The sequence below is a fragment of the Marinobacter alkaliphilus genome, from assembly GCF_055394375.1.
The window spans coordinates 2,483,865-2,498,641 of sequence record NZ_AP043751.1; the positions used below are offsets into that span (position 1 = coordinate 2,483,865).

Sequence of the window (14,777 nt, forward strand, 5' to 3'; positions counted from 1 at the left end):
TTGTGTTGTGGGGCTTGGCCAAGCCCTGACATTCAGCTGCAAAGTATAACCAGCTGCCGATGGCAGAACTACCCCGGCGGCAAGGTCATGCCTTGCCGGAAGGGCATTGATGCTCAAACCGGGCAGGCAAACGGGCGCCTTGGCGTTATACTGGCGGTTTTCAGTTACCGGAATGGAGTTGACTATGGCAAAACACACTGCCAATCGATCGATGGGCACCGTGGCTCTGCGCTGGCAGGGCGATAGCCTCGAGTTGCTGGACCAACGCCTGCTGCCTGCAGAAGAGCATTGGATTAAAGCTGAAGGCGCTTCCGGTGTCGCCCAGTGCATTACCGATATGGTGGTGCGTGGAGCCCCTGCGATCGGCATCAGTGCCGCCTATGGTGTTGCCCTGGCCGCCAGGCACGCGGGCGCAGGCGATTGGCGGGCAGAGATGCACAAGGCCATTGACGAGCTGGCGCAATCCAGGCCAACGGCGGTTAACCTGTTCTGGGCCCTGGAACGCATGAAAGGCGTGTTTGAGCGTTGTGAATCCCTGGCTGAAGCCACCCGTCAGCTGGCCGCTGAGGCAGTGCACATTCATGAGGAAGATCTGGCGGCGAACCTTGCTATGGCGGACCATGCGCTGGAAGTCATGGCGCCTGAAAAGGCCATGTCGGTGCTGACGCACTGCAATACCGGTGCCCTGGCAACCGGCGGCTATGGCACGGCGCTCGGTGTGATACGCCGGTTGCACGAGGAAAAGCTGCTGAGCCGTGTGTACGCGGACGAAACCCGGCCCTGGTTGCAGGGCAGCCGGCTGACGGCGTGGGAGCTCACCCGCGACAACATTCCGGTCACCCTGAACGCCGATGGCGCTGCGGCGGCCATCATGGCGTCGGGAAGGGTGAAGTGGGTGGTGGTCGGTGCCGATCGAATTACCGCCAATGGCGATGTGGCGAACAAGATTGGTACTTACAATCTGGCGGTTCTGGCCCGTCATCACAAGGTCGGTTTCATGGTGGTGGCACCCTCCAGCACGGTGGATATGGCGTTGGCGTCTGGCCAGGATATTCCCATTGAAGAGCGTGATGGCACCGAGGTTCGGGAAATCCGGGGAATTCCGCTGGCACCGGCTGGCGTTGAGGTGTTCAACCCGGTGTTTGATGTGACGCCAGCCAGCCTGATTGATGCGATTGTTACGGAAAAAGGTGCGGTCAGGAATCCGAACATCACCGGTATGCGTGCATTATTTGCCTGAGGGCGCTTTTTTCTCGGTAGGCCCGGAGGGCTGCAGGCTTGCCTTCAGTTCCTCCATCTCGGCTTCCTGCTGTTCGATAAAGTGCATCGACATCTCGAAGCTATGGCGGGTGAACTCCAATACCTTGCGGAACCCTTCGTCCGAGAGATTGCGGGCGTCATCATGGCGCCGGAAGATATTGATAAATTCCCGCTCCCGCTCGAACTGCAGGGGAATGCGGCCGATGCCCCAGTCGTTCAGAATCTGCCACACCTCCGGATTATAGTTCCGGGTGGTGCGCATGATGAACGGAATAGGGTCGTTCCTGGCGATCAGCGCCGCCAGCCGCAGGATCAGTTCGAAAGACAGGGTAGAGGTGCCGTTCTCGATGGCCTCAAGCAGGGACTTATCCTTGAGGTTCAGCGCTTCGCTCATCTCAGACAGGGTGAGGCCGGCAACTTCCCGGATGTCTTTCAGGGACTGGCCGGCAGCGAGCATGGTTCGCAGCTGGTCCTGGGAATTGACCAGTGCCCGGCCAACCCGCAACGAGGTATCGGTGGCCCGGGCACCCAGCCGGAGTGCCGAACCGGTAAAGCCTACAATGCGGTCGAGGATGCCATCGGAGGTTTTATTCCGGCCGCCGGACGGTTCAATGCTCTCCACCTGTTCCATGGAGCGCATGGCATGGAGCGCGTCCAGCAGCATATCCTGCAGGACGCGGGCCCGTTGGCTGCTTTCCGGTTGATCCTTCGCTGCCGGGTCAGTCATGGCGATTATCTGGCTTCAGCCTTGGCGGCAAATTGCGTTGGCTTCAGGATAGACGCGGTACGCTGATCAAGCTCAAGCAGGTCGGCCATGATATGGCCGCCTTCCCGGATCACAAAGTCCAGCTCTTCGTCGGTGCTGTCGAGATCAGCGGCCTGTTCGTCCTGCCATTGTTCCAGCTCATCCAGGGTCTTGAAGGGCTCTTCTCCGCGCAGTTCCCGACGTGCGTTGGCAATGGTCAGCCGAGTCCGCTCGATCTGTTCGTGGTGCGCCTTGCGTTCATCCATATTCAGGCTGACGTAGGTCATTTCACGTTGCTTGGTCAGGAATTCAATTTCCTGCTCCAGCAGGCTGAATTCCGGGCTGGCAGAGAACCGGGCTTCATGGCGCTTGCGCAGCTCGTCAATCACACCGCTGAAATCAAAGTAACGGGTGTGGGGCACGGCTTCGATCTGGTCCCAGGGCAGGGCATGATCCAGCGCGTCTTCGCCAATTCGCGACGTGTCGACCCGTGACGGAATCTCGATATCCGGAATGACCCCCTTGTGTTGGGTAGAACCACCAGACACCCGATAGAACTTGGACTGGGTGATCTTCAGCTGACCATGGTTCAGTGGCCGCACGGCCTGCACCGTGCCCTTGCCGAACGTCTGAGAGCCGACCACCAGGCCGCGGCCGTAATCCTGAATGGCGCCGGCAAAGATCTCGGAGGCCGAGGCGCTCATGCGGTTCACCAGGACCACCAGCGGGCCGTCGTAGGCAACCGAGGGGTCTTCGTCGTTGAGAATCTGCACGTCGTTGTTCGCGTTGCGAATCTGTACGGTCGGGCCCTTGTCGATAAACAGGCCTACCAGGTCATTGGCTTCATGCAGGGCGCCGCCGCCATTGTTGCGCAGGTCCATGACCACGCCATCCACGCCCTGTTCCTTGAGGTCGTCCAGCAGTCTGCGTACGTCCCGCGTGGTGCTCTTGTAGTTGGGGTCGCCGGCCTGCATGGCCTGGAAATCCGCATAGAAGGTCGGAATGGTGATCACGCCAACCCGGTAGGTTTCACCGGAACGATCCAATTCGATGATGTCCTTGCTGGCGCTTTGTTCTTCCAGTTTGACTTCGTCCCGGTTGATGGCAATGGTGCGGGTGACGCTCTCGTCGGCGGCGTTGGCAGGAATCACTTCCAGCGTAACGGTGGAGTTACGGGGGCCACGTATCAGGTCGACCACCTCGTCCAGACGCCAGCCAATGACGTTAACCGGCTTTTCGCCCTCCTGAGCCACGGAGATGATACGGTCTGCCGTTTGCAGTTGGCCCTGCTTGGCGGCGGGGCCGCCAGGCACCAGGCGAACCACTTTGGTGTATTCGTTGTCGGATTGCAGGACCGCACCAATGCCCTCAAGTGACAGGCTCATGTTGATGTTGAAGTTTTCAGACGTGCGCGGTGAGAAATAGGACGTGTGTGGGTCCCACATGCCGGCAAAGGCATTCATATACGCCTGAAACGCATCCTCGCTGCGGGCCTGGTAGGCGCGTTTCAGCTGACCTTCATAGCGGCGGCGCAGGTTGTCTTTGATGGTGTCGTCTTCCGTACCGTTCAGGCGCTGGGCCAGCACGGCATTTTTGATTCGTTTGATCCAGAGGGCATCGAGGGCTTCCTGGTCTGGTTCCCAGTCGGCCTTGGAGCGATCCACCCGAATGCGTTCATCGGTGTTGAAATCGAGCTCATCCAGGCCGTTATCAATAACATTCAGGGCAAACTGAAGCCGCTCGATGATGCGCTGTTGAACCAGGTTGTAGATCTCGAACCCTGGCTGAAGCTGGCCTGTTTTCAGGGCGGAGCCAAGCCGGGATTTGGCCCTGGCGAGCAGTTCGATATCTTTTTGGGACAGATAGATGCGCTGGCCATCCAGGTATTTCAGGTACGCATCGAACACATCGCCAGAAAGCTCATCACTGATGCCAAGATTACGGAAATGTGTGAATTGCAGTTGGCGGGCAATCAGGATGTTGGCCCGGGCCTGGTCAATGGTCGGGGCTACGGGCTGGTAAACTGCCGTGTCGTCAATTTTTGCCTGCGCGACGGACATGCCAGACATCAGCAAAGAGAGTGTCAGTGCTGTGCAAGCGCCCACCCTGCTGGTTCTGGATGGCTTGGTGTGACGCTGCATGAGTTTTTCCGCAATGGCCATAAATGCTACCTGACGATACTGGACGGCTGAACAATCGGATTTCAGCCTAACATGTTCAGACGCCGATGACTGTGACGACGACTCTGACCCGTAATGAATTTATTGTAGGCAACCGCTACACCTGTTGCCATAGGCCATGGGTATCGCTTCGTGACAATATGTCCATATACGTTGCTGCCTATCTTTTCAGATTGGGGCAGGTTGCAGGAAGTAAAGAGGATGGGGGTGTAAAACGGCCGGAGGAGGAATCCCTCCGGCCGGTTGGGTCAGGCGAAGGACTCGTTGTTTTCTGCCTTTTGCAAAAGCAGTGCCGGTGGCGTGAAGCGCTCACCATACTGATCCGCCAGCTGCTGTGCCCGTTCAGCGAAAGCACGAACCCCATACTGGTTGACGAACTGGATGGCACCGCCGGTCCAGGGGGCGTAGCCGATGCCGAAGATGCTGCCAATGTTGGCATCTTCCACGGTTCTCAGCACGCCTTCCTCGAGACAGCGAATGGTCTCGATCGCCTGCATGAACAGAATGCGGTCTTTCAGGTCCTGCAGCTGGACGCTGCGAGCCTTGGCCTGGTCTACGAACAGGTTTTCCAGTTCTGGCCACAGGTACTTTTTACCTTTCTCCGGGTACTCGTAGAAACCGGCACCGGCGGCTTTGCCCTTGCGGCCGTGAGTGTCGACCATGGCATCGATGACAGCTTCGGCCGGGTGTGGCTGCCAGGTGCCGCCGGCGGCTTCGGTGTCTTTCTTGCTTTGCGCGCGGATGTGCTGCATCAGCGTCATACTGACTTCGTCGGAGATGGCCAGCGGCCCCACGGGCATACCGGCCAAAAGCCCTGCATTCTCGATACTTGAGGGATGAATGCCTTCAGCCAGCATACTGATGCCCTCGTTCACGAACGTACCGAAGACCCGGGAGGTAAAGAAGCCGCGGCTGTCGTTCACCACAATGGGGATCTTGCCGATTTGCTGCACGTAATCGAAGGCCCGGGCCAGGGTGTCGTCGGAGGTTTGCTCCCCAACGATGATTTCCACCAGCTGCATCTTGTCTACCGGGGAGAAAAAGTGCAGACCGATGAAGTTGTCCGGCTTGGCAGAAGCCTTGGCCAACTGGGTAATGGGAATGGTGGAGGTGTTGGAGGCAAAGATGCCGTTGGCCACCATTTTCGGCTCGGCTTCCTGGGTTACCTTGGCTTTGAGATCGCTGTCTTCGAACACGGCTTCGATGATCAGATCGCAACCTTCCAGGTCGTCGGCGGAAGCCGTGGCTTTAATGCGGGCCAGCAGCTCGTCTTTCTGGGCTTCGGTCATGCGGCCGCGACTGACTTTCTTGGCCAGCAGGTTTGCGGAATAGCTTTTGCCCTTTTCCGCGTTTTCCACGGAAACATCCTTCAGCACCACCTCAATGCCGCGGCTGGCGGTGGAGTAGGCAATGCCGGCACCCATCATGCCGGCACCCAATACCCCGACTTTCTTGAAAGTTTCTTTTTCAACACCGGCTGGGCGGCTGCCGCCAGCCTTGATGGCGTTAAGCTGGAACCAGAAGGTGCCGGTCATGTTCTTGGCCACCTGACCGGTGGCCAGCTCGGCAAAGTAACGGGTTTCAATCAGGCTGCCGTTGTCGAAGTCCACCTGGGCGCCTTCCACGGCGGCGGCCAGAATACGTTCAGGGGCAGGGTAACAGCCTTTGGTTTTCTGCTTGAGCATCGCGGGTGCGATGGCCAGCTTCTGCGCCATGGCAGGGTGATGCGGGGCGCCGCCGGGGAATCGGAAGCCTTTCTGGTCCCAGGGCTGCTGGCTCTTGGGGTTGGCTTCGATGAAGGCCCGGGCCTTGGCGATCATGTCTCCCGATGAGCTGGCCAGTTCATTCACGATTCCGGCTTTCAGGGCTGCTTTGGGGTTCACCTTCTTTCCTTCCATCAGGAACGGGAAGGCGGCTTCCAGGCCGATCATCCGGGGCAGACGCTGGGTACCGCCACCGCCGGGTAGCAGGCCCAAGGTCACCTCTGGCAAGCCCAGTTGGGTGCGGTCGTCATCAATGGCAACGCGGTGATGGCAGGCCAGGGCAAGTTCCAGGCCACCACCCAAAGCGGTGCCGTTGATGGCAGCCACCACTGGTTTGCCACAGGTTTCCAGCACTCGCATGTCGGCTTTCAGGCCGTTGACCATGTCTTCAAATTCTTTGGCCTGCTCGCGAGTGACTTTGTACAGTTCGTTCAGGTCGCCGCCGGCGAAGAAGGTCTTCTTGGCGGAGGCGAGAATGATACCTTTAATGTTGTCCAGGTCACCTTTGACCTTATTGACGGTTTCGGTCAGGGCGGTCCGAAATTCACCATTCATGGTGTTGGCGGACTGGCCCGGCATGTCGATGGTCAGGGTCAGAATCTGGTCTGAACCCAGTTCGTATTGGATGGCACTCATGGTCGGTTCCTTTTATTTGAAAGTGGCGTTCAGACGCGCTCGATAATGGTGGCAATGCCCATGCCGCCGCCCACACACAGGGTGGCCAGGCCGTAGCGCAGTTCACGGCGTTCCAGTTCATCCAGCAGGGTGCCGAGGATGATGGCGCCGGTAGCGCCCAGCGGGTGGCCCATGGCGATGGCGCCGCCGTTTACATTCACTTTCTCGTCCGGAACGGACAACTCTTTCTGGAACCGCATCACCACCGAGGCGAAGGCTTCGTTCACTTCAAACAGGTCGATCTGGTCCACCGTCATACCGGCTTTCTCCAGCGCCTTTCGGGCGGCGGGGGCAGGGCCGGTGAGCATGATGGTGGGGTCGGTGCTGGTAACCGCTGTGGCGACAATGCGTGCGCGGGGCTTCAGGCCCAGTTCTTTGCCTTTGGCTTCGCTGCCGATCAGCATGGCGGTGGCGCCGTCGACAATGCCGGAGGAATTGCCGGCGTGGTGCACGTGATTGATCTTCTCCACGTAGTGATACTTCTCACGGGCCACGCCATCAAAGCCCATTTCGCCCATCATCTGAAACGAAGGCTTGAGGCCGGCCAGGGATTCCACGGTGGTGTTACCGCGTACATGCTCGTCCCGGTCCAGGATCACCACGCCGTTCTGGTCGGTGACTGGCACAATGGATTTCGCAAAGTAGCCCTTTTCCCAGGCGCTGGCCGCTTTTTGCTGGGATTTTACGGCAAAGCCATCGACATCTTCGCGACTGAAGCCTTCCAGAGTGGCGATCAGATCGGCACCGATGCCCTGGGGCATGAAACCGGTGTGCAGGTTGGTTTCCGGGTCGGTTGCCCAGGCGCCGCCATCGGAGCCCATCGGAACGCGAGACATCGCCTCTACACCACCGGCAACTACCATGTCTTCCCAGCCGGAACGCACTTTCATGGCGGCCAGATTCACGGCTTCCAGGCCGGAGGCACAAAAGCGGTTCAGGGTGACGCCGGCCACTTTTTCGTCCCAGTCGGCTGCGAGTGCGGCAGTTTTGGCGATATCCGCGCCCTGATCGCCCACGGCGGTGACACAACCCATCACGATGTCGTCTACCTGGGCGGTATCGAGCTGGTTACGCTCCTGCAGGGCCTTGAGCACGGTGGTCAGCAGGGAGATGGGTTTGACGCTGTGCAAAGATCCGTCTTTCTTTCCGCGGCCGCGTGGCGTGCGGACGGCATCGAAGATGTACGCCTCGGTTGTCATGGTTGTTCCTCTGTTGATTGTTTTCCGGGCACGTTAGATTCAGAGCAGTAACCATAGCGGTTACTCGCTGCGCTGGGTAATGACAGGCGCTGCCAATCCCATTGGCTAAATTGCTCAGTCACAATGACAGCAGGCGGTTCGCCTTCTATGTTGAAGAGTAGATCATCAGCAAGCAGGCATAGGTGTGGTTATGTCACTGAGAGACGCGATCGACAACTTCTACGAACGGCTGGTGCTGGATGCCATTGATGCCACTCGGCAGGAAACGGACACGGCGGATTACCTGACAGACGTGATGTGTGTGGCTTTGAACCGGTTGCCCGCCCGCTACTATCGGCACACGATTGATATGATGTTTTATCTGGCGGATGAAGAGTTGAAAGAGATGAAACAAAAATCCCTGGCCGCGGTGAAGCAGGCCAGGGATTTTGTCAGTGAGCACCAGCGGGATTGAGTTCAGTCCGACGCAAGCATGGCATCCAACGCCCGGTTCAGGCGGTCGGCATTTTCCGGCGTTACATCATCGCCGCCAGGCTGGCTGCACCATAGGGCCACCAGTCTTTCCAGTTCTTTGAGGGGCGTTTCGGTCTCGCCATTACCGAGCCCCTCGGCCAGCCTCTGAACCTGAATTTCCATCCGGCGCTGCTGGTCGTGTTCCGGAGTCGGTGCGCCCGCCAGAATTTCGGCCCGTATGGCCAGATCTTTGCCAGCTAATCGGTCGGTCCCGTTGCTCAATTTGGCCCAATGGGGCGGCAGGGCATCGTCGGCCAGGCGCCCCTGGGCCTTGTCGGTGATCAGCGTTTTCCAGGACTCGAGAGTATTGGCCATTGCTCTAGGAGTCTGCGCGGCAGAAGCTCGTTTCTGGCATAATAAACCGAAAATTTTTCGGCAACAGGACGTCTGATGGGAACCACTTTCCGCCCGTACTCGCCCGACCAGGAATTGCTCCTTCCCCCAAGCCTGAACGAGTGGCTGCCTGATGGCCACCTGGCCTATTTTGTCAGTGATGTTGTCGAGGAGCTGGATTTGAGTGCGTTTTACGCCCGCTACGAAGGCAACGGTCGGCGTAACTCGCCGTTCGATCCGCGGATGATGCTGAAGGTTCTTATTTACGCCTACGCCACCGGCGTATTCTCCTCACGCAAGATTGCCCGGAAGTTGGAGGAAGACGTCGCCTTTCGGGTTCTGGCTGCGGGTAATTTTCCCAAGCACCGCACGATCTGTGATTTCCGCAAACACCATCTGGTCGCCTTCAAGGCCATCTTCATTCAAGTCGTACGGATTGCCCGGGAGGCGGAGCTGATCACGCTGGGAACACTGGCGATTGATGGCACAAAGATTCGGGCTAATGCCAGTAAGCACAAGGCCATGAGCTATGGCCGCATGGGCGAGGAAGAAGATCGTTTATCGAAAGAGATCGATGGGCTATGTCGTCAGGCCCGTCGAACGGATGAGTCGGAAGATCGGCAGTTCGGCCCGGATCAGCGGGGTGATGAGCTACCTGAGGAGTTGCAGTACCGACAGGCGCGACTGGACAAGATCCGCGCTGCCAAGGAGAAATTGGAAGCGGATCAGAAAGCGCGGGATACAGCCAAAGGCCGGCACCCGGACGATGATCGCCGCCCACCCCGCGGTGGCCGGAACTTCAAGCGAGATTACGGGGTGCCGGACGACAAAGATCAAAGCAACTTTACCGACCCGCAAAGCCGGATTATGAAAACGGCGGATGGGTTCCAGCAATGCTACAACGGCCAGTTGGCCGTGGATGGTGAATTCCAACTGATTGTCGCTAATCATCTGGGCAGCAATGCCAGTGATCAGGGTCGCCTGATACCGCTACTGGATGACGTGAAAGACATCCTGAAAACCTATCCGCAACAATGCCTGGCCGATGCCGGTTACCGTAAAGAAGACGACTTACAGTCCCTGGAGGACAAAAGGATCGACGGTTATGTCTCGCTGCGTCGGGAAGGGAAAAAGAGCGCAGAGATAGACGCGAGCGGTTATCCCGCCACGTCACGGATGGCCGAGAAGCTGGCCACCGCGACGGGGCGATCGGTTTACGCCCGGCGCAAGTATCTGGTTGAGGCGGTTAATGGCTGGATCAAGCATATTCTGGGCTTCCGGCAGTTCAGCCTGAGGGGGCTTAATGCCGTGCAAGGCGAATGGGATCTGGTCTGCCTGTCGCTTAACCTCAGGCGGATGAGTTCGCTGATGAGGCTGACATAGGCGATCTGAGGCGGCGTGCTGGGCCGTGCTGAGTGGTCGGGCTACGGTTGTGAACTTGCCTATAACCGTCTTGATTGCCTAGACAGAAAATCGTGACTCTATCCGGTTGGATACTGCGCCTATACTCTCGGGCACAACCGTGATTCGGCGCGGCGGAGGCACTTGCTCAAAACACTTCTGCCGCGCAGACTCCTAGCCTGGGTAATCCTATCCAGCCGTTGCCGCAGCTGCTGAACCCGTTCTCTAACCTCACCCGAAAGCGCGCCGCCGGCAACCTGCTTTACCGCAGCCCGGGCTTCACTCAGCATGGCTTCATTGGCTTCTGCGTCCAGGTGTTGGTATTGAGCCAGCACGGCCTGTGCGGCCTGGTCCGCCTCTTCTGTCGCCTGCTGACGTGCTGAACGCTGGGCATCACGGCGCGCGAAAATCTGGTCACAGGCTTTGCGGAATGCCTGCCACATTTTGCGATCTTCCCGGTGGCGGGTAATGCCGATGGCTTTCCATTCGGTTTGCAGGGCCTTCGCCTGCTCCATGGCTTCCTGTAGGGGTTCGTGCTCAATCAGTGCCCTGGCGCGGTCAACAATGGCCTGTTTCAGAGCTTCGTTCTTAAGGCGTTCATCGTCAAGCGGGCGTTCCAATTGTTTGAGAAGCTCGTCAAAACGCTTCTGAACCAGGCGATTGTCTTTGAAATCCACCGGCCAGGCGCTTTTCCATTCCTGGCGGGCGGTTTGGTGAATGCGTTCTGCCGCCTTCCAGTCAATAGAAGACCAGTCGGCATTGGCCAGGAAGTGCTCCAGTTGGTCACAGATCGCCTCCCGCGTGTGCAGGTTGGCCTGTTTCAGATCCGATTTTGCCTCAAAGTAGGCTTTGCAGGGCTCGTAAGCTGTATCGGACGCCGCCTTGAAACGGCTCCAGAGCGACCGGTCGGATGAGCCGCCCAAGTCGCGCCATTCGTTCTGCAGTTCTTTGATGCGCTCGGCTTTGATCTCCGGCTCAATGGGCTGATCCGCGAGGTGCTCCATCTGTTCACAGAGAGCGAGTTGTTTGGGTTCCGTCGCAAACCCTTGCCAGTCGCTCAGCTCCCGGAACTGGCCGGTGAGCAGTTGCATCCTGGCCTGAAGCTGTTTGCGCTGGCGACCGTCCAATTGTTGGAACTGGTTCTGGGCGAGCTTGAGCAGCTGCTTGGATTCTTTGAACTGCTTGGCCTCGAGGGCCGATTCCAGCTTCGGAAGGGTGTTGTGCAGTGCCTCGGAAGCGGCTTTCTGCTCGTCCCGGTTGCCGCCGGCCGGCTGTGCTGGCCGTGGTTTGCCCGCCAGTTTGCGAACCGGCGCAAGCTCAGCTGGCTGGGGGAAGTCTGATGGCCACTCAATTTCCTTCAGCAGCTCAAGGGCTTTCTGACGATGGCCATCGTCAGCCTCTTCAGTACCTGCTACCTGTGTTAGTTCAGAGAGAGTGTCCCTGGCCTGGGTAAACCTGCGAACGGCGCTGAGATAGTTGCGCAGCGCCAGCATTCGCGATTCGTAATCTTTTTGCTCCTGCTTCTCTACCTGGGTATCCCGGGTGGCTTCCAGCCATCGGTTTTCCTGGGTCTTTTGCAGGGCATCCAGGGCGGATAGGGAGGGTAGGGCGCTGGATTCCTGGGAAGTCAGGTCGCTCAGGGTCTGCTCAAGCAGGGCCAGTGTCTCTGAGCGTTGAAGTGCCTGTTCCCGGTGGCGTGCCTCTTCCTGCCGCGCCTGTTCCATCTGTTTCAGGCGCTCCCGGCACTGGTGCACGGCTTCCAGAAACTGCTGGGATTGCTCTGCTGTGGCGCTTGACTGGACCTCACTCCAGTTATCCTGCAGTGCTTCCAGCCGCGCCTGATAGAGTTTGAGGTCTTCACTGGCGGCCTGATCTTCAGCCTGGCCGATCAGGGTTTTGATTCTCTGGCGAACGGCGGTTTCGGCAGCTTGCTGTTCCTTCAGGCTTTGAAGGCTCTGCTTGACGGTCTGGTAAACACTTTTGTCCCGGCCCTTGGCCCGTTTCTGGACTTGCTGTAGCTGGATCTCATCTGTAAGAGCGGCGGCAGCTTCAAGCCGGATGGTTGCGGTCAACCCGTCAATCGCCAATGTGGCCAGTTGGGCCTGGTCCGGGTTGCTTCCGAGTTGTTGTTCCTGCTGTTTTTTTAGGAGCTGCCTGGTTTCTTCCTGTGAGGGTTGACTGGGTTCAGATTTTGCCGGTGTCCGGGGTGCGGTTGCCGGGTTGGCCTTGCGAGACTTGAACAGTTTCTGAATGAATGCAGCCATACAAAGGTATCCTTCGGGATTGAAACCAGTCAGCAGTGGCGGCAAAGTGGGCCGCCACCGTTCATCGGCTCACAGGCGTGGGCCGGGTAGTTGAAAGAATCGGCCGCTAGTCTAGCGTTTTGGATGCATTTGCGGGAAGGGGCTTTATGGCAAAACACGAAAAAGATCAGGACCCGGAATACAGAGCCCGCTCTGCGGCACTGCGCCTGCTTGCCCGCAGAGAGCACAGTCGTTACGAGCTGGTATTAAAGCTGCGGCAACGGCGTATTGAAGGCGATCTGATTGATACTGTCCTGGATGAGTATGAGCGCGAAGGCTGGCTGAACGATCAGCGCTTTGCCGATGTGTATGCCCGGCAGAGAATGGACCTTGGCTATGGGCCCTTGAGGATTCTGGCAGAGCTGCAACAGCGGGGCGTTCATCTCACTCCGGAATGTCTCGATGAAGTCTCAGAGGAAGACTGGTGCCAGCGAGCTGTCCGCTTGCGTGCCAAACGTTACGGCCTGGGGCGGCTGGACGATGATTTGCCGGAGAAGCTACGGCAGTCACGATTCCTGAGTCGCAGAGGCTTCTCTGCTAATCAGGTAGAGCGGGCGCTGCAAGCGCGTGAGGAAGAATGGGGCGATGAGTTCTCGTGGTGAGTCTGGGGGAGCATTTGCCCACTTACAGAGTGGGCGGAATCATCCCCAGTTCCGGCGGCAAGGCTGCCCGCAAATCCGGCCCCGGCGTCTCAGGTGATTCTGCCTGTGCGGCTGTTTCTCCAGGCTGCCGATCAAGCCACACCACTTCCTGATCAGCGTCAGGTTTGGGTTGGTCGGGTTCCGTAATGCGGGTGAGTACATCGTAATACCGGCGAATGTTCTGAACGTACACCACCGGTTCGTGGCCGCGGGCATAGCCAAAGCGGGTTTTGGTGTACCACTCTTTCTGGGCCAGCAGCGGCAGAAATTCTTTAACATCCATCCAGCGATCTGGATTTCTTCCGGCGGATTCCGTCAACCTTCTCGCATCTTCCAGGTGGCCGAACCCGACATTGTAAGACGCCAGGGCGAACCAGGTGCGGTCAGGCTCCGGAATACGCTCGGGGATCTTGGCGTGCACCATCTTGAAATAGCGGGCGCCACCTTCAATGCTCTCTTCAGGATCAAGGCGGTTGTTGATGCCGATGTAGCTGGCGGTGGTGCGGGTGAGCATCATCAAGCCCCGAACCCCGGTGGGTGACACTGCATTCGGGCGCCAGTGGGATTCCTGGTAACCGATCGCAGCCAGCAGTCGCCAGTCGAGGTCAATGTCTCTTGCGTAGTCCTGGAACAGCGACTGGTACTTCGGCAGGCGATTTTCCACGTGGTGCATAAATGTGCGCGCGCCTACATAGTTCAAACGGTCGAGGTGGCCGTAAAAGCGTTCTGCCAGTTGGGCCATCGAGCCATTACCCTGCGCTCTCTCCAGAAACTCTGTGGCAGCGTTTGCCAGTGTCTCATCCTGGGCAATCGGGAACAGCCACACCAGGTCTCTGGGCTCACCTAGAGCAAACCCTTCCTTGACCATGGGAAAGTAGACATGGTTCAGGTCCAGCTCATTCGATGAAACGGCAGCGTAGGCAATTTCTCCGGATTCAACCCTCGCCAGCAGCCCCGCAGCATCCAGCCCAGGATGGATGTGCCGGTGAATCAGGGCACCTTCCGGGTCATCGGCAATCAGGTGCTCATGGTTGCTGTCAGCGAGCAGGTGCAGGGTTTCACCGCCAAGGTCAGCCAGTGAGGCTGGACGGGGGAAGTCACGGTTATAAACCACAACCGATTGCGCCTGCACGCCGATGGGAACTGCGCGATACCTGCTTTCAAAATCGGGTTGCTCGGCCAGGCCGGCGAGGCCGATGTGGGCGTAGTTACGCGAGAGTACGGAGAGAATCTCGGTGTTGTCTTCGGCCACCCGCACACGCAGTTCGACCCCCAGTTCTTCAGCGAACCGGCGGGCAAGCTCGTAATCGTATCCGGTTGGTGCGTCTCGGCCCTCGTAGTAGATGGAAGGGGCTACGCGGGTAATCACGTGAAGCACACCCACGTCCCTGACCTCCTGGAGCGTGGTCGGGCGGGAACAGCCGGTCGCGGACAATGCTGTGGTCAACACTAACGCCAGCGGAAAACTGGTACTGCGAAGATGCCTGAAAAATCGCGACAAATCCCTGATCTCCATATAGCTCAATGTTCAGGAGGATGTGACCGGGTCACTGTTTTTCCTGTTTTATGATGCCTGAGGCTTTCCATGCGCCTGACCAATGATCCCCTGAGACTTCAGCGGGGTCAATCAAACTGATTAATTACTGTGCAAAACAATGTTAATTGTACAGCTGCTAAAGAACCTACCTTGCGCTGTATCCTGCGTTCGGTTTCAAGTATCATGGCGGCCTTTCAGACGTCCCCCGATTCGCGCGATACAGGTTG

The 14,777-nt window shown here is 58.3% G+C and carries 11 protein-coding genes; 4 read left to right on the top strand and 7 right to left on the bottom strand.

What is annotated here, in order from left to right; translation table 11 throughout:
* Nucleotides 1–184 precede the first annotated feature (184 nt).
* Nucleotides 185–1,240 carry an S-methyl-5-thioribose-1-phosphate isomerase gene (gene mtnA / locus ACZ5Q2_RS11360; protein ID WP_432210110.1) on the top strand — a complete coding sequence of 352 codons (1,056 nt, stop codon included), beginning with the start codon at nucleotides 185–187 and terminating at the stop codon, nucleotides 1,238–1,240.
* Here the strand turns inward: mtnA and ACZ5Q2_RS11365 are convergent.
* The 4 genes from ACZ5Q2_RS11365 to ACZ5Q2_RS11380 form a co-directional block, all read right to left on the bottom strand.
* On the bottom strand, nucleotides 1,229–1,987 hold the full coding sequence (locus ACZ5Q2_RS11365; protein ID WP_072676989.1) for a helix-turn-helix domain-containing protein: 759 nt from the start codon (nucleotides 1,985–1,987) through the stop codon (nucleotides 1,229–1,231). The two genes, mtnA and ACZ5Q2_RS11365, sit on opposite strands and share 12 nt — an antisense overlap.
* Nucleotides 1,988–1,992: 5 nt before the next feature.
* Nucleotides 1,993–4,167 carry a carboxy terminal-processing peptidase gene (locus ACZ5Q2_RS11370; protein WP_152438445.1) on the bottom strand — a complete coding sequence of 725 codons (2,175 nt, stop codon included), beginning with the start codon at nucleotides 4,165–4,167 and terminating at the stop codon, nucleotides 1,993–1,995.
* 266 nt (nucleotides 4,168–4,433) lie between these two features.
* A complete protein-coding gene (locus tag ACZ5Q2_RS11375; RefSeq protein ID WP_432210109.1) occupies nucleotides 4,434–6,584 on the bottom strand; it encodes a 3-hydroxyacyl-CoA dehydrogenase NAD-binding domain-containing protein in 2,151 nt (716 codons plus the stop codon).
* Nucleotides 6,585–6,613: 29 nt separating this feature from the next.
* Nucleotides 6,614–7,822: an acetyl-CoA C-acetyltransferase gene (locus ACZ5Q2_RS11380; protein WP_072676992.1), complete on the bottom strand. Its 1,209-nt coding sequence runs from the start codon at nucleotides 7,820–7,822 to the stop codon at nucleotides 6,614–6,616.
* Nucleotides 7,823–8,012: 190 nt separating this feature from the next.
* On the opposite strand from ACZ5Q2_RS11380, the gene ACZ5Q2_RS11385 reads away from it, so the two are divergent.
* On the top strand, nucleotides 8,013–8,276 hold the full coding sequence (locus ACZ5Q2_RS11385) for a late competence development ComFB family protein (RefSeq protein WP_058090209.1): 264 nt from the start codon (nucleotides 8,013–8,015) through the stop codon (nucleotides 8,274–8,276).
* Between the two features lie 2 nt (nucleotides 8,277–8,278).
* Here the strand turns inward: ACZ5Q2_RS11385 and ACZ5Q2_RS11390 are convergent, their stop codons facing one another.
* Entirely contained in the window at nucleotides 8,279–8,650 is a 372-nt protein-coding gene (locus ACZ5Q2_RS11390) for a hypothetical protein (protein ID WP_432210108.1), read from the bottom strand.
* Between the two features lie 75 nt (nucleotides 8,651–8,725).
* On the opposite strand from ACZ5Q2_RS11390, the gene ACZ5Q2_RS11395 reads away from it, so the two are divergent.
* Entirely contained in the window at nucleotides 8,726–10,051 is a 1,326-nt protein-coding gene (locus ACZ5Q2_RS11395) for an IS1182 family transposase (protein WP_230716015.1), read from the top strand.
* A 119-nt stretch (nucleotides 10,052–10,170) separates the two neighbouring features.
* Here the strand turns inward: ACZ5Q2_RS11395 and ACZ5Q2_RS11400 are convergent, their stop codons facing one another.
* The gene (locus tag ACZ5Q2_RS11400; protein ID WP_432210107.1) at nucleotides 10,171–12,333 is read right to left on the bottom strand and encodes a DUF349 domain-containing protein; all 2,163 of its coding nucleotides are present in this window, start codon (nucleotides 12,331–12,333) and stop codon (nucleotides 10,171–10,173) included.
* Nucleotides 12,334–12,479: 146 nt separating this feature from the next.
* On the opposite strand from ACZ5Q2_RS11400, the gene ACZ5Q2_RS11405 reads away from it, so the two are divergent.
* Nucleotides 12,480–12,974, top strand: a complete 495-nt coding sequence (locus ACZ5Q2_RS11405) for a regulatory protein RecX (protein ID WP_152438442.1) — start codon at nucleotides 12,480–12,482, stop codon at nucleotides 12,972–12,974.
* A gap of 22 nt (nucleotides 12,975–12,996) precedes the next feature.
* Here ACZ5Q2_RS11405 and mltF read toward each other — a convergent pair whose 3' ends face one another.
* Entirely contained in the window at nucleotides 12,997–14,529 is a 1,533-nt protein-coding gene (gene mltF / locus ACZ5Q2_RS11410; RefSeq protein WP_152438441.1) for a membrane-bound lytic murein transglycosylase MltF, read from the bottom strand.
* Nucleotides 14,530–14,777 lie beyond the last annotated feature (248 nt).

Excerpts from the sequence above, each read along its gene's own strand:
- ACZ5Q2_RS11385 (WP_058090209.1), top strand. The coding sequence starts at position 8,013 with ATGTCACTGAGAGACGCGATCGACAACTTCTACGAACGGCTGGTGCTG.
- ACZ5Q2_RS11405 (WP_152438442.1), top strand. The coding sequence starts at position 12,480 with ATGGCAAAACACGAAAAAGATCAGGACCCGGAATACAGAGCCCGCTCT.
- ACZ5Q2_RS11380 (WP_072676992.1), bottom strand. The coding sequence starts at position 7,822 with ATGACAACCGAGGCGTACATCTTCGATGCCGTCCGCACGCCACGCGGC.
- mltF (WP_152438441.1), bottom strand. The coding sequence starts at position 14,529 with ATGGAGATCAGGGATTTGTCGCGATTTTTCAGGCATCTTCGCAGTACC.
- mtnA (WP_432210110.1), top strand. The coding sequence starts at position 185 with ATGGCAAAACACACTGCCAATCGATCGATGGGCACCGTGGCTCTGCGC.
- ACZ5Q2_RS11395 (WP_230716015.1), top strand. The coding sequence starts at position 8,726 with ATGGGAACCACTTTCCGCCCGTACTCGCCCGACCAGGAATTGCTCCTT.
- ACZ5Q2_RS11370 (WP_152438445.1), bottom strand. The coding sequence starts at position 4,167 with ATGGCCATTGCGGAAAAACTCATGCAGCGTCACACCAAGCCATCCAGA.
- ACZ5Q2_RS11400 (WP_432210107.1), bottom strand. The coding sequence starts at position 12,333 with ATGGCTGCATTCATTCAGAAACTGTTCAAGTCTCGCAAGGCCAACCCG.
- ACZ5Q2_RS11365 (WP_072676989.1), bottom strand. The coding sequence starts at position 1,987 with ATGACTGACCCGGCAGCGAAGGATCAACCGGAAAGCAGCCAACGGGCC.
- ACZ5Q2_RS11375 (WP_432210109.1), bottom strand. The coding sequence starts at position 6,584 with ATGAGTGCCATCCAATACGAACTGGGTTCAGACCAGATTCTGACCCTG.
- ACZ5Q2_RS11390 (WP_432210108.1), bottom strand. The coding sequence starts at position 8,650 with ATGGCCAATACTCTCGAGTCCTGGAAAACGCTGATCACCGACAAGGCC.